A 14,093-nucleotide genomic window follows, 5' to 3' on the forward strand; every position below is an offset into this window, starting at 1 on the left:
TTCGCGTCGTGAGCGTGTCCCCAGCCTACGTACCGCTCTGCGAGGAGGGGCCGGGGGGATCGAGCACGCCGTCGAGGTACCACCACCTGGCGCTCTGCTTCACGAACCGGCTGCGCTCGTGCAGCACCCCCGAGGATGCGCCCTCGCGCCATGCGGCGCGGAACTCCACGGTGCCCTTTCGATCGTCCGGCGAGCCGCCGACCGTGTCGAGGATCGTCAGCCCGCGCCAGCGCACGTGACGGTCGAGGGCCAGCTCCGTCGGTCGCGTGCCGGGATGCCAGGTGGCGACGAGATAGTCCGTGTCCTCACGGACGAACGCCGTGTAGCGCGAGCGCATGAGCGCCTCCGCGGTCAGCGGGGGCGTGCCCGCCAGGGCGGGAGCGCAGCATTCACCGAAGGCGCGCCCACTGCCGCACGGGCACGGCTGGTTCTCCATCCGACGATCCTCGCCCGGCAGGCCGATCCGACGCAATATTCGCCGCCGAGCCGGCGTTGCACTCGGTGAGCATCCGAGGAACGAGCACCATGAACAGCACCCGAAACCCTGCCACCGGCGAGCTTCTGCCCGATGAGACCGCCATGGACGCAGTGACCCTGCGCGTCGGCGACCTGGAGAAGATGACGAGCTTCTACGGGTCCGCGATCGCGCTGGAGCCCATCGAGGAACGCGCGCGCGGTCGCGAGGTCCACCGCGTGCTCGGGCGCGGCGGCGTTCCCATGGTGCGCCTCGTGCACACGCCGGATCTCCCCCTCGCGGCCCCCGGCTCAGCGGGACTCTTCCACACGGCGTTCCTCTTCGACGATGCCGCGACCCTCGCTGCCACCGTCTACCGGACGGCGCAGGACGGCCGCGCCCGGTTCACCGGGTCGAGCGACCATCTCGTCAGCGAGGCGTTCTACTTCACGGACCCCGAGGGCAACGGCATCGAGCTCTACACCGACCGGTCGCGTGATCTTTGGCGTCACGTCGACGGAGAGGTGCAGATGGACACCGTCTACCTGGACCCGAACGACTACCTTCGCGCCCACCTCACGCAGGACGGGTTCGATCGTGTCTTCACCGAACCCGGCCGGGTCGGACACGTCCACCTCCAGGTGGGTGACATCGCCCCCGCGCGTCGCTTCTACGTCGACGCCCTCGGATTCGCCCCCTCCTTCACCGGCATTCCGACCGCGCTGTTCGCGTCGGCCGGTGGATACCACCATCACGTCGCCATGAACACCTGGAACAGCGCGGGAGCGGGTCCCCGGGCCGCGAGCCTCGGCCTGGGCGAGCTGGCGCTCGCCGTGCCCGGCCGCGCCGCGCTGGACGCGCTGACCGACAGGCTGCGCCGCGCGAGCGTCTCCTTCGACGACGACGGCCGCACGGTGACGGCGAACGATCCGTGGGGCACGCGGGTCACGGTCACCATCGGGGGCACCGGTGTGGACGAGCTGCTGACGCGATGATGCGGCGCGGCGCCCCGTACCCTGAACGGGTGGCCTCCGACACAGAAACCCTCCGCTTCGTCACACCGCGCGGTCGCCTGCTCGTGCTCGCAGCCCTGTGTGCCGTGATCACCGCCATGGGCGTGGTCATCATCGCGCTCAACATCGACAACACACCCAGCCTGCTGCTCGGCGTGGCGGTCGTGGGCATCTTCGGCCTGGGCGGCGGATTCTCCCTGATCGGCCAGTTCCGCAACGGCACCGTGCTGCGGGCGGATGCCGACGGCATCCGCGTCGCGCGCATGGGAGCTGCACCGTGGGATGACGTCGATCGGATCGCCACCACGGCCAAGGGGGAGCTCGGCATCCGGATGCGCCGGACCGAGGCTCTTCTCACCGGCGCGCACAACAGCCACACACGCGAAAGCCTGCGGGCGCAGCGGGAGCGCAGCGGCGGCTACGACCTGACCTTCACCGCCCACGATCTCGGGTGTCCGCCGGCGGAAGCCGCCCGGTCGCTGCGCGCGCTCCAGCCCTGATGGCCCGGCTGTCGCTCCCGGTCACGGTGCGCGCGACACAGCGCGCACCTCTTCTGCTGGTCGTCAAGTCGGCCGTCGCGACCGTGGCGGCATGGCTGCTCGCCCAGTGGCTCATTCCGGGCCCGCCGCCGGTGTTCGCGGCGATCGCCGCCGTGCTGGTGGTCCAACCGAGCCTGAACCAGTCGTTCACTCGCGCGATCGAACGATCCGTCGGCGTCATCGCCGGTGTCCTGCTCGCCTCCGCCCTCGGCCTCGCCTTCGGGAACGGCACATGGGTCGTGCTCCTCGCCGCGTGCGCGGGGCTCCTGGTCGCCTGGGCGTTGCGTCTGTCCCCCACCGCATCCACGCAGATCGCGATCAGCGCGATCCTCGTGCTCTCGCTGGGTCCGGCCACCCCTGATTACGCACTCGATCGGATCCTGGAGACCCTGCTGGGCGCGGCCATCGGCTTCGTCGTGAACATCGCGATCGTCCCGCCGGTCGCGATCGCCCCGGCCCGCGACGCGACCGACCGGTTGTCGGCAGAGCTCGCCGCATCCTTGGACCGTCTCGCCGACGCGCTCGAGACGCAACGCTCCCCCGGTGAGCTGGAGGCCCTGATGGTCGAGGCGCGGCTCTTGCGCCCTATGCGGGATGCGGCCGAGCGCGCGATCGGCGGCGGAGCGGAGTCTCTCGCACTCAATCCCCGCAGCCGGCGTCACCGCACCGAGCTGGCAGAGCTCCAGGACCGTCTGGATCTCTACACGCCGATCGTCACGCAGGTCACGGGAATGACGCGCGCGGTGTACGACCACTACGCACCCGAGATCGTCACGGACCCGCAGGTGCGGGCCCTCGCGGAGCAGATGCGCCGCGCCGCGCATGATCTGGAGCGCACTCGCGGATCGGAGTCTGCGCCGACGGACGAGCCGCCCGCGCTCACCACACCGCTGCAGATCCCGCGGCCGCCCTCCGCGCACTGGGTGCTCATCGGCTCGCTGCTGGAGGATCTGCACCGCATCCATCACAGCCTCGTCGAACGCGAGGACGCCTAGGAACGCTCAGCGGCCCCGCTCAGCGCAGGGCACGCACAGCGTCGCGGTCGGACGCACGAGAAGACGCCCCACCGGGATGTCGCGGCCGCACGACGCGCACACTCCGAAGACGCCGTCCTCCAGCCGGCGCAGCGCGTCGTCGATCTCACCGATCTCGGCGTCCGCGGCACGGCGCAGTCCTTCCAGCCGCGACCACTCGTCGCTGAGCGTCGCACCCTCGGGGTCGTGTTCGTCATCGGCGCCGGCGGGATCGTTGCGGGCTTCCTGCACACCTCGGATCGCCTCGCCCCGCGCGATCAGGCGCGCCGACGCGTCGCGGCGCGCCGTCGTCAGCAGCTCCGTGAAGACGGCGGGATCGATCTCCTCGTTCACAGCCTCATCGTGCCGTGACGACCACCGTGAACTCGAGGGGCTGGATTCCGCCGTCCTTGTTCGTCATGGTGACGCTCGTCGTGCCCGCCGCCAACGCCAGGACCCCGGGGTTGAAGGTGGCGCTGCCGTCGTCCTTGCCCGCGACGAACTCGGCGACGGCAGCGTCCGCGACGGCGCCCGTGTAGCTGTCGACCGCGAGGTCGCCGGTGTTGATGTTGAGCGTCTGGCCCACCACAAGATCGACGCTCGCCCCCTGGAGGTCGCCCGCCGACATGGTCACGGGCGCGACGATGTCGCCGCCGATCGATGTCGAGTCCCCGGTCGGCGATGACGACGCTGCGGCGGCGCATCCCGCCATCAGAAGGGACGCGGTCACGACGGCCGCACCGAGCACGAGTCTGCGGAACTTCATGTGGTCAGTATCGTGGCGGGGCGACCTGTCGCCGGTCACGATCGCGCAACGGTCAGTCGACGGCGCCGCGAGCGTTGTACACGACGGAGTCGCTCGCCCCGTACGCCCGGTAGACCTCGACAGCCTCGTCATGACGGATGCCGATGGTCACGCGGATGCCGCGGCGCTCGAACTGGGCGGCCCAGTCGTCCACGACCGGTCCCTCGTCGAAGCCCGTGAGCTCCTCCAGGAGAGGGCCTTCGCCGGCGACCACGAGGGAACGCACCCCGCTCCACATGGTGGCGCCGTAGCACATGACGCACGGGCGCCAGTTGACCACGAGCTCGAGCTCCGCGCCGTCCGCGCCCAGGTCCCAGCGCCCGAGTGCGGTCTGCGCGAGGCTCAGCGTCGTCACCTCGGCATGCATCGAGGTCAGGCCCGAGGCCAGCACCACGTTGACGCCCGCGGAGACGAGACGCCCGCTCGCGGACTCGACGACGATCGCCGCGAAGGGACCACCGCTCCCCTCGCGCCAGTTGCGGTCGGCGAGGGCGTTGACGAGGTCCATCCGCTCCTCGGCGGTGGGAAGAACCTCCGGCAGCGAATCGAGCTCGTCGAGGAGCCAGGCGGGCAGGGAGGCGGAGATCGAGGAAGCGAGAGGCATGAGGACATCCTGTCGGGAGCACATGTCGGCTCTGTTACACGACGCTCAGCGCTCGCGCGCCAGCCATGACCGGAGCCGGTCGAGAGGCCACGTCGTGACGATCCTCTCCGCGGGCACGCCCGCGCGCTCGGCGCGTACCGCGCCGTGGTCGAGGAGGGACAGCTGCCCCGGCGCGTGGGCGTCGCTGTCGATCGCGAACAGGCATCCCGCATCCAGCGCGATCGCGATCAGCTCGTCCGGCGGGTCCTGGCGTTCGGGTCGGGAATTGATCTCCACCGCGACGCCGTTCTCGGCGCAGGCCGCGAACACGCGCTCCGCGTCGAAGTCGGACGGCGGCCGCGTCCCGCGGGAGCCTTCTACGAGGCGTCCCGTGCAATGCCCGAGGACGTCCGTGTGCTCGTCGCGCACCGCGCGCAGCATCCGCGCGGTCATCTCGGCACCCGCCATCCTCAGCTTGGAGTGCACGCTCGCGACGACGACGTCCAGCCGAGCCAGCATCTGCGGGGTCTGATCGAGGGCGCCGTTCTCGAGGATGTCGACCTCGATTCCGCTCAGCAGCGTGAATCCGTCGCCGGAGTACCGAGGGAGCTCCTCGAGCTGCTGCGCAAGCCGTTCGACCGTGAGCCCGTTCGCCACGCGGAGCCGCGGAGAGTGATCCGTGAGGGCGACGTACTCGCGACCCATGGCACGCGCCGCGTCCGCCATCGCCGCGATGGGCGCCTGCCCGTCGGACCAGTTCGAGTGCGCGTGGAGATCGCCGCGCAGCCGAGCGAACAGCGTGCTCGACTCCTCCGGGGCGACACGCTCTCTCAGCTCCGCCAGATAGTCGGGGACGGCGCCCGACACCGCCTGCAGGATCACCTCGAGCGAGCTCTTGCCGATCCCCTTCGTGCGCCGCAGGGTCTCCGGGTCCGACCGCGCGGGCTTCGGCAGTGCGGCCACCGCCTCGGCCGCCGTACGGAAAGCCTGGGACCGATAGCGCGACGCCCGCTCACGCTCGAGCAGCGTCGCGATCTCGCGGAGCGCGTCGATGGGATCCATCGCACCAGTCTGCCCCGGCGGCCGATCCGCGTCGGCGGCACTCGCAACAGGCGCCTCGCGTGGCAGGATGAGCGCGTGTCCCGCCTCATGCTCCTCGACACCGCATCGCTGTACTTCCGCGCCTTCTACGGCGTCCCCGATTCGGTGAAGGCTCCCGGCGGGCAGCCGGTCAACGCCGCGCGGGGACTGCTCGACATCGTCGCCAAGCTCGTCAGCACCTACGAGCCGACGCACGTCGTGGCGTGCTGGGACGACGACTGGCGCCCCGAGTGGCGCGTGCAGCTCATCCCGAGCTACAAGACCCATCGCGTGGTCGTCGAGGTGGAGACCGGCCCGGATGTGGAGGAGATGCCCGATCCGTTGGAGGCGCAGATCCCGCTGATCCGCGAGTCCCTCGACCTGCTCGGCATCCCGATCGTCGGCGCCGCCGAGCACGAGGCCGACGACGTCATCGGCACTCTGGCGACGGATGCGGGCATGCCCGTCGACATCGTCACCGGCGACCGGGACCTCTTCCAGCTCGTCGACGACGCGGCCGCGGTCCGCGTGGTCTACACGGCGCGTGGCATGAGCAACCTCGAGATCGTCACGGACGACGTCGTGCGTGCGAAATACGGCGTCGCACCACGCCAGTACGCCGACTTCGCCGTGCTGCGCGGCGATGCCTCCGATGGTCTTCCGGGAGTCGCGGGCATCGGGGAGAAGACGGCGGCCACGCTCCTCACCGCTCACGGTGACCTCGCGGGCATCGTCGCGGCGGCGACGGCGGGAGAAGGGATGAGCGCGGGGGTGCGCGCGAAGATCGCCGCCGGCACCGACTACCTGGCCGTCGCCCCCACCGTCGTGCGCGTGGTGCGGGACCTCGATCTGCCGACGTTCGACGCGACCCTTCGTCAGGTCTCCCCGGATGCCGCAGCCTTCGCCGATCAGTGGGGTCTGGGAACGGCGTTCGCCCGCGCAACGAAAGCCATCGCCGCGAGGATCGCCACCGCATAACCGACGGCCACGACCAGCATGAGCACCAGCGGCGCCTGCCACCCGCCGGTCGCCTCGTGCAGGCCACCCGCGATCGGGGCGCCGAAGGCACCGATGCCGTAGCCGCCGCCCTGGACCAGCGCGGAGATCGTGGTGGCCTCCGCATCCGTTCGGGCCACGGAGACGACGGCCGAGAAGATCGCGACGAATCCGCCCGCGTGCGCCAGCGCGCCGAAGGACAGCCACACCCACATGAGCTCGGGCGCCCACAGCATGCCCACCGTCAGCGTCAGCCAGCACGCGCTGATGGTCAGCGGAACCACGATGCGCGGGGTGTAGCGCGCCAGAACGGGAACGAGGAAGGAGCCGGCGATGGCCACGCCCTGGAAGATCGAGGCGAGCGCGCCCGCACCGGATCGGTCGAGCCCCAGCTCGTCGGCACCGATCGAGGGCAGCCAGGTCGAGAGCGCGTAGTAGATGGTCACCTGGAGCGAGAAGGCGCCCAGCAGCAACCAGACCACCGGCCGTCGGAAGACGCCACCCCTCGTGGAGACGACCGGCAGCGGGCCTGTCAGAGCGGCGACGTCGTCGACGGGCGTCACGCCGACGGATGCGGTCGACGGCGCGCCGGAGAAGCGTTCGCCCCACCGGGCGCCACGCCGGCGCTCCCGCGCGAGGTGCACGCTCCACACGGCCACCCCGGCGAACGTCAGCACGGACCAGCCCACCAGCGCCAGATTCCAGCCGACGACCTCGGCGATCGGAGCGGTCAGGAGGGAGGTCACCAGCGAGCCCGCGTTGAGGGTCGCGGTGTATGACGCGGTCACGAACGCAACCCGGTCGGGCGGCACATCGCGGCGGATCACGACGGGGATCACGACGTTTCCGATCGTGATCGCCGCACCGATGACGATCATCCCCGTCAGCACCGCGGGATAGCCGGGAAGCGCGCGGATGGCGGTGCCCAGGAGAACGCCGCTCAGCGTCACCAGCAACGCCAGTTCGGCACCCGCCCGGCGGATCACGAGCGCGGCGATCGGGGTGAGCAGCGCGAACATGAGCACCGGCGCGGTGGTCAGCAGCCCCGCGGATGCCGCCCCGATGCCCAGATCGTCCTCGATCTGACGGATCACCGGTGTCGGAGCCACGATCGGGCCGCGCAGGCTCAGCGCCGCGACGAGCAGGCCGATGACGACGAGGAACGGAAACGCCCGCCCCGCACCCCCAGCATGGGGCGGGGCGGGCGGGCTCATCCGTCCAGTCTATGAACGCGGGTCGGATCGGGCGTTGCGCCGACCCGCGACCGGATCAGGCTCCGGAGACGTTCGAGCGACGAACGACGACCGGAACCGCGGCGAGCCGGTAGATCGCCGAGCCGAACAGAATCGACAGCACGCCGATTCCCATCGCGAACGCGGCGACGCCGAAGGAGACGACCGAGGTGAACAGCGAAGCGCGCAGGAACGAAGCGTTCATCATCGTGGCGCGCACCGGGTCGTCGCGGTCGAGTTCGGCATAGGTGGCGCCGTTCGACGCTTCGAGCGCGTGGTGCTGGATGATGTCGGCCTGCACGTAGGCGGTGAAGGGGCCGTCGACGACCTGCCCCTGGAAGGCCATCGCATCGTCGGGGACGACGATGTTCTCGGCCCGCAGCTGCGACGAGACCATGACCCAGACGGCGATGCCCACGACGATGAGGGCAACGCCGCCCAGGATTCCCAGGACTGCGGCGATCTTGACGAAGCCGACCTTCTTGGCGGGCGCCTCGATGGTGTCGGCGGTGGTGGCGGTGGACATCTTTGCTCCTCGGTGGGTTCGAACGGTGGTGCTTCGAACCTAGGGGTGAGCTGTGAGCCGCCGGAAGGCAGGGCGCCGTGAATATCGGCCTCCCTGCACTCAGCCCGCCGCGAGCTCCTGCGTCGTCGCCGCCCACGTGGCGAGCGTGCGCTCGGCAGCACCGCTGTCGATCGCCGCTGCCGCCTCGTCCTTCGCCTCGGCGAGGCGCTCGAGGATCGGACGCTGCACCTCGGCCGCGTCCTGCGACAGACGGTACGACACGAGCCCGGCCGCCGTGTTGAGCAGCACGATGTCGCGCACCGGGCCGCGTTCGCCCGAGAGCACCCGTCGTACGACGTCGGCGTTGTGGGCGGGCGAGCCTCCGATGAGTTCCGAGATGTCGGCGAGCGGGATGTCGAGATCCCGCGGATCCAGGTCGTGCTCGTGCACGTCGCCGCGGGAGACCTCCCAGATCCGGCTGTGTCCGGTCGTGGTCAGCTCGTCCAGCCCGTCGTCGCCGCGGAACACCAGCGCCGTCGCACCGCGGGTGCGGAACACCCCCGTGATGAGAGGCACACGGTCCAGATGCGCGACACCCACCGCGTTGGCCTCGGCGCGTGCCGGGTTGCACAACGGCCCCAGGAAGTTGAAGACCGTCGGAACACCGAGTTCGGCCCGCGTGGGACCGGCGTGACGGAACCCCGGATGGAACGCTGCGGCGAAGGCGAACGTGATGCCTGCGCGCTCGAGGGTCGCCGCGACCGCATCCGGACTGAGGGTGAGGTCGATGCCGAGCTCGCGGAGCACGTCGGAGGACCCCGACGAGGAGCTCGCCGCCTTGTTGCCGTGCTTGACGACCGGGACGCCGGTCGATGCGGCGACGATCGCGGCGGTCGACGAGATGTTCACGGTGCCGAAGCGGTCGCCGCCGGTCCCGACGATGTCGAGCACATCGGCGGGCACGGGAAGCGGGAGGGCGGCCGCGAGGATCGCGTCGCGGAAGCCCACGATCTCGTCCACGGTCTCACCCTTGGCGCGCAGCGCGATGAGGAATCCGGCGAGTTGGGAGGGGGTCGCCTCGCCGGCCATGATCTGCTGCATCGCCCATGTCGCATCCGACACGCTGAGGTCGGCACCCCCGAGCAATTCCGTGAGGATGTCGGACCAGGTGCGCGCGGGGAACATGGTTCCCGATCCTACCGAGCGTGTTCGACGGGGACCGAAACGACCCGGGCTGCGCGGATCACCAGATCCCGAGCGTCTTCACGGCGGGCTCGCCCCAATCTCTTAGGTCGCCCTAAGCTGCGACAAGGCGCGTTCGAGGGCGCGAGGTGCAAGAGTCGGCCGTGAATATCGGTCATAATGGTGAGCGTGACGACGCCAGCGACATATAACCAGGCCCTCCGTTCGGTCAAACGGCCAGATCCGGTCGCCGTGGGGACAATCGTCTGGCTCGGCAGCGAGGTCATGTTCTTCGCGGGCCTGTTCGCGATCTACTTCACCCTCCGCAGCACCTCCCCCGACCTCTGGGCCCAGGAGACCGAGCTGCTGAACGTTCCGTTCGCGGCCGTCAACACCATGATCCTGGTGCTGTCCAGCTTCGCCTGCCAGTTCGGTGTCTTCGCGGCCGAGCGCTTCCAGCCCTACCGCACCGGTTCGATCTGGAACCTGCGTCGCTGGGGCATGGTCGAGTGGTTCTTCCTCACCTTCTTCATGGGCGCGGTCTTCGTGTCCGGCCAGGTGTGGGAGTACGCCCAGCTCGTCACCGAGGGGATGCCGATCTCGGCGAACGCCTACGCCTCCGCCTTCTACCTGACGACCGGCTTCCACGCCCTGCACGTCACCGGCGGTCTCGTCGCGTTCCTCCTCGTCATCGGCCGCGCCTACGCGGTCAAGAACTTCGGGCGCAAGGAGATGACCACCTCGATCGTCGTGTCCTACTACTGGCACTTCGTCGACGTGGTCTGGATCGCCCTGTTCCTCGTCATCTACTTCCTGAAATAAGAAGCCGGAGTCCTGCACCATGGCACGTGAGAAGAAGCGGCGCACCTCCGGTCGTCGAAGCCCCCTGGCCGCCGCCGCCCTGATCGGTATCGGCCTCCTGATGACCGGCGGCATCTACGCCGGCGCGTCGGCCGCGATGGCGGCGACCACCGAGACGCAGACCGCCGCATCCCAGCTCACTGTGGAAGACGGCAAGAAGCTGTTCCAGGCGAACTGCGCCACCTGTCACGGTATGGATCTCCAGGGCACCGAGAACGGCCCGTCGCTCTACGGCGTCGGCGAGCTTTCGGTGCACTTCCAGGTCTCGACCGGTCGCATGCCCCTGCAGGCGCAGGCACCGCAGGCGCCGCAGAAGCCCGTTCAGTTCACGGACGAGCAGACCGAGGCGATCGCCAAGTTCGTGCAGTCGATCGCTCCCGGTCCGACCTACCCGGCGTCGGAGGTCCTCGACGGCGAGGGAGACGTCTCCGCCGGGGCCGAGCTCTTCCGCATCAACTGCGCCATGTGCCACAACGTGGCCGGAGCCGGTGGTGCACTCACCGAGGGCAAGTACGCCCCCGACCTGCACACGACCAGCGCGCTGAACATGTACGCCGCCATGGTCACCGGACCGCAGAACATGCCGGTCTTCAGCGACATGAACCTCACTCCCGAGGACAAGCGCGACATCATCTCGGCGCTGCTGTACATGCAGAAGACCGAATCCCCCGGTGGCTTCTCGCTCGGCTCTCTCGGCCCCGTCTCGGAGGGCCTGTTCATCTGGATCTTCGGCATCGGCACGCTGATCGCCATCACGGTGTGGATCACCGCGAAGTCCAACTGATCTTTTTGACGAACTGACGGAACGTACGAGGAGCACCATGGCACACGAGGACGACGCGCTCGAGCACGAGAGGGCTTCCTGGAAGCCCTCCAGCGGGCTCGCCGTGACGGTGTCCGACCCGGTGAACAACCCCGGTCTGCCGCCCCACCGCGAGCGCGTGACCGATAAGGACCCTGCCGCGATGAAGCGCGCCGTCCGCACCGTGTACACGCTGTTCTACCTGTCGGTGGCGGCCTCCGTGTGGGCCGTGGTCGCCTACATGGTGTTCCCCATCGAGAGCGGCTCCATCGCGGCCATCCGCGACAACAACCTCTTCATCGGACTCGGCATCGCCTTCGCGCTGCTGGCCATCGGCGTGGGCGCGATCCACTGGTCGAAGGCGATCATGTCCGACAAGGAGTTCATCGAGCCGCGCCACGCGACGCGCGGCCGTGACACCACCCGCGAGGCGGTCGTCGAGGCGCTCACCGTGGCCAACGAGGAGTCCGGATTCGGGCGTCGGGCGATGATCCGCAACTCGCTGTTCGCCGCCCTCGTCGCATCGGTCGTGCCCGGCGTGGTCCTCTTCCGCGGCCTTGCTCCCGAGTCGAGCCCGGAGAACCCCTACGCCGGCGACCCGGTGCACCTGCTCAGCCACACCATGTGGAAGCAGGGCATGCGTCTCGCGCACGACCCGAGCGGTCGCCCGATCAAGGCGTCGGACGTCACCCTCGGCTCGGCGTTCCACGTGATCCCGGAGGAGCTCGCCTCCCTCAGCCACCACGACGGCTATCTCGAGGAGAAGGCGAAGGCGATCGTGCTGCTCATGCGCATGCCGCAGGACGTGCTGATCGAGGCGGAGGATCGCAAGGACTGGTCGTACGACGGGATCGTCGCCTACTCCAAGGTCTGCACCCACGTCGGATGCCCTGTCGCCCTGTACGAGCAGCAGACGCACCACCTCCTCTGCCCCTGCCACCAGTCGCAGTTCGACGTCTCCGACGGCGCGAAGGTCATCTTCGGCCCGGCCGCACGTCCGCTGCCGCAGTTGCCCATCGCGGTCGACGACGAGGGTTACCTCGTCGCCCGCAGTGACTTCACCGAGCCCGTCGGTCCGAGCTTCTGGGAGCGCCATTGAGCACCGCAACCCACCCCACGGAGAACGTCACGACGGAACCCGCGATGCCTGCAGGCTCCTCGGAGCGCAGCAAGCCTCTCGGCGGCCGCTTCGTCGGCGCCGCGGCGAACTACCTGGATGAGCGCACCAGCCTGTCGGGTCTGGTCAAGGAGCTCGGCCGCAAGATCTTCCCCGACCACTGGTCGTTCATGCTCGGCGAGATCGCGCTGTGGAGCTTCGTCGTCGTGCTGCTGTCGGGCACGTTCCTGACGTTCTTCTTCCAGGCCTCCATGGTCGAGACGCACTACTACGGCGCGTACGAACCGATGCGCGGCATCGCGATGTCCGCGGCCCTCGAGTCCGCGCTGCACATCTCGTTCGACGTGCGCGGCGGTCTGCTGGTGCGTCAGATCCACCACTGGGCGGCCCTCGTGTTCGTCGCCGGCATCGGCGTCCACATGCTGCGCGTCTTCTTCACAGGCGCGTTCCGCAAGCCCCGCGAGCTGAACTGGGTGATCGGCTTCATCCTCTTCATCCTCGCGATGGCGGAAGGCTTCACCGGCTACTCCCTCCCCGACGACCTGCTCTCCGGCAACGGCCTGCGCATCATCGACGGCATGGTCAAGGGCATCCCGGTCGTCGGCACCTGGATCTCGTTCCTGCTCTTCGGCGGCGAGTTCCCCGGCACCGACATCGTCGGGCGCCTCTACACGCTGCACATCCTGCTGCTGCCGGCGATCCTGATCGCGCTGCTGGCACTGCACCTCGTGCTCATGATCATCAACAAGCACACCCAGTTCGCCGGGCCCGCCCGTACGAACAGCAATGTGGTGGGCTACCCGATGGTTCCGGTGTACGCATCCAAGATGGGCGGGTTCTTCTTCCTGACCTTCGGCGTGATCGTCCTGATCGCCTCGCTGTTCACGATCAACCCGATCTGGAACTACGGTCCGTATGACCCGTCCCCCGTGTCGGCCGGTACGCAGCCCGACTGGTACATCGGCTTCGCCGACGGCGCGCTCCGCCTCGTCCCGCCGCACCTGGAGTTCGTCTTCCTCGACCGCACGTGGTCGTGGAACATCCTCCTGCCGCTGGGGATCCTTGGTCTGTTCATCGTCCTCGTACTGATCTACCCGTTCATCGAGGCATGGATCACGGGCGACAAGCGCGAGCACCACATCGCGCAGCGTCCGCGCAACGCGCCGACCCGCACGGCCATCGGCGCCGCGGGCGTGACGTTCTACGCCGTGCTGTGGGCCGCCGCTTCGTCGGACATCATCGCGACGCACTTCCATCTGACGATGGAGGGCGTGATCCACACGCTTCAGGCCCTGCTCATCGTGGGCCCGATCATCGCGTACTTCGTGACCAAGCGTCTGTGCATCGCGCTGCAGAAGAAGGATCGCGAGATCGCGCTGCACGGCTACGAGTCCGGGCGCATCGTGCGCCTGCCCGGCGGTGAGTACATCGAGGTGCACCAGCCCGTCGACGAGTACGAGCGCTGGAAGCTGGTGGACTTCGAGGTCAACGAGCCGCTGGTCGTGCGCCCGAACGCCCAGGGTCGCATCCCATGGCACCAGAACATGCGCGCGTCGCTCTCGCGCTGGTTCTTCGAGGACCGCCTCACTCCTGTCACGCAGGCCGAGGTGGATGCCGCGCTCGCGCACCAGCACCACGAGATCGACCACATCGACACCGAGGAAGCGGCCGAGCTCGAAGGTGCCGCCGAGCGCGCTGCCGCCGAGGGTCGCCCGACCGTCGCCCTGCACGACAAGGCTGAGGTGGAGATCCCCGCTCCGAAGTTCCTGGAGGGCGCTGAGAAGCCCGAGACGGACGACGACAAGAAGTGACCTCGTCCCGTTGAAGAGAGGGCCCCGATCTGCGGATCGGGGCCCTCTCTTCATCTGTGCCCATCGATGTTGGTGTCTGTAACATTCCCGTGACAGCGCC

General features: G+C 69.1%; 16 protein-coding genes. 8 read left to right on the forward strand and 8 right to left on the reverse strand.

Translation table 11 applies throughout. The annotated features are described in order from the left end of the window. Positions 1–25: 25 nt before the first annotated feature. Positions 26–436: a YchJ family protein gene (locus LXM64_RS09800; protein ID WP_234073056.1), complete on the reverse strand. Its 411-nt coding sequence runs from the start codon at positions 434–436 to the stop codon at positions 26–28. An 89-nt stretch (positions 437–525) separates the two neighbouring features. Between LXM64_RS09800 and LXM64_RS09805 the strand changes: the two genes are divergently transcribed. Genes LXM64_RS09805 through LXM64_RS09815 form a run of 3 tightly spaced genes read left to right on the forward strand, consistent with a single transcriptional unit; the run spans position 526 to position 3,001 of the window. Then, positions 526–1,449 (forward strand): VOC family protein, encoded by a 924-nt coding sequence (locus tag LXM64_RS09805; protein WP_234073057.1) that lies wholly within the window; start codon positions 526–528, stop codon positions 1,447–1,449. A 29-nt stretch (positions 1,450–1,478) separates the two neighbouring features. Then, positions 1,479–1,967 (forward strand): hypothetical protein, encoded by a 489-nt coding sequence (locus tag LXM64_RS09810; protein ID WP_234073058.1) that lies wholly within the window; start codon positions 1,479–1,481, stop codon positions 1,965–1,967. Further along, positions 1,967–3,001: an FUSC family protein gene (locus tag LXM64_RS09815; protein ID WP_326490524.1), complete on the forward strand. Its 1,035-nt coding sequence runs from the start codon at positions 1,967–1,969 to the stop codon at positions 2,999–3,001. The genes LXM64_RS09810 and LXM64_RS09815 overlap by 1 nt, the downstream gene beginning before the upstream one ends. 6 nt (positions 3,002–3,007) lie before the next feature. Here the strand turns inward: LXM64_RS09815 and LXM64_RS09820 are convergent, their stop codons facing one another. The 4 genes from LXM64_RS09820 to LXM64_RS09835 are packed head-to-tail and all read right to left on the reverse strand — an operon-like array spanning position 3,008 to position 5,469. Next, positions 3,008–3,373 (reverse strand): TraR/DksA family transcriptional regulator, encoded by a 366-nt coding sequence (locus tag LXM64_RS09820; protein ID WP_137416766.1) that lies wholly within the window; start codon positions 3,371–3,373, stop codon positions 3,008–3,010. 4 nt (positions 3,374–3,377) lie between these two features. Continuing rightward, entirely contained in the window at positions 3,378–3,785 is a 408-nt protein-coding gene (locus LXM64_RS09825; protein WP_234073059.1) for a hypothetical protein, read from the reverse strand. A gap of 52 nt (positions 3,786–3,837) precedes the next feature. Beyond that, positions 3,838–4,428, reverse strand: coding sequence for a nucleoside deaminase (locus LXM64_RS09830; RefSeq protein WP_137416764.1), 591 nt, complete (start codon positions 4,426–4,428; stop codon positions 3,838–3,840). A 45-nt stretch (positions 4,429–4,473) separates the two neighbouring features. After that, on the reverse strand, positions 4,474–5,469 hold the full coding sequence (locus LXM64_RS09835; protein WP_234073060.1) for a PHP domain-containing protein: 996 nt from the start codon (positions 5,467–5,469) through the stop codon (positions 4,474–4,476). 87 nt (positions 5,470–5,556) lie between these two features. On the opposite strand from LXM64_RS09835, the gene LXM64_RS09840 reads away from it, so the two are divergent. After that, positions 5,557–6,465, forward strand: a complete 909-nt coding sequence (locus LXM64_RS09840) for a 5'-3' exonuclease (RefSeq protein ID WP_234075451.1) — start codon at positions 5,557–5,559, stop codon at positions 6,463–6,465. On the opposite strand, the gene LXM64_RS09845 is transcribed toward LXM64_RS09840, so the two are convergent. From LXM64_RS09845 to trpD, 3 genes are all read right to left on the reverse strand, one after another. Then, on the reverse strand, positions 6,396–7,697 hold the full coding sequence (locus LXM64_RS09845; protein WP_234073061.1) for a CynX/NimT family MFS transporter: 1,302 nt from the start codon (positions 7,695–7,697) through the stop codon (positions 6,396–6,398). The genes LXM64_RS09840 and LXM64_RS09845 overlap by 70 nt on opposite strands. Before the next feature lie 55 nt (positions 7,698–7,752). After that, the gene (locus LXM64_RS09850; protein WP_137416761.1) at positions 7,753–8,241 is read right to left on the reverse strand and encodes an aromatic ring-opening dioxygenase LigA; all 489 of its coding nucleotides are present in this window, start codon (positions 8,239–8,241) and stop codon (positions 7,753–7,755) included. Positions 8,242–8,340: 99 nt separating this feature from the next. Continuing rightward, complete coding sequence (trpD, locus tag LXM64_RS09855; RefSeq protein ID WP_234073062.1) at positions 8,341–9,405, reverse strand: anthranilate phosphoribosyltransferase; 1,065 nt, start codon at positions 9,403–9,405, stop codon at positions 8,341–8,343. 177 nt (positions 9,406–9,582) lie between these two features. On the opposite strand from trpD, the gene LXM64_RS09860 reads away from it, so the two are divergent. Genes LXM64_RS09860 through LXM64_RS09875 form a run of 4 tightly spaced genes read left to right on the forward strand, consistent with a single transcriptional unit; the run spans position 9,583 to position 13,993 of the window. Next, positions 9,583–10,224 carry a cytochrome c oxidase subunit 3 gene (locus tag LXM64_RS09860; protein WP_137416759.1) on the forward strand — a complete coding sequence of 214 codons (642 nt, stop codon included), beginning with the start codon at positions 9,583–9,585 and terminating at the stop codon, positions 10,222–10,224. A gap of 19 nt (positions 10,225–10,243) precedes the next feature. Further along, positions 10,244–11,047 carry a c-type cytochrome gene (locus LXM64_RS09865; protein ID WP_137416758.1) on the forward strand — a complete coding sequence of 268 codons (804 nt, stop codon included), beginning with the start codon at positions 10,244–10,246 and terminating at the stop codon, positions 11,045–11,047. Positions 11,048–11,084: 37 nt separating this feature from the next. Then, a complete protein-coding gene (locus tag LXM64_RS09870) occupies positions 11,085–12,164 on the forward strand; it encodes a ubiquinol-cytochrome c reductase iron-sulfur subunit (protein WP_234073063.1) in 1,080 nt (359 codons plus the stop codon). Positions 12,165–12,208: 44 nt separating this feature from the next. Then, positions 12,209–13,993 (forward strand): cytochrome b, encoded by a 1,785-nt coding sequence (locus LXM64_RS09875; RefSeq protein WP_234075452.1) that lies wholly within the window; start codon positions 12,209–12,211, stop codon positions 13,991–13,993. Positions 13,994–14,093 lie beyond the last annotated feature (100 nt).

Source organism: Microbacterium binotii, from assembly GCF_021398715.1.
GTDB classification, from domain to species: Bacteria; Actinomycetota; Actinomycetes; order Actinomycetales; family Microbacteriaceae; genus Microbacterium; species Microbacterium binotii_A.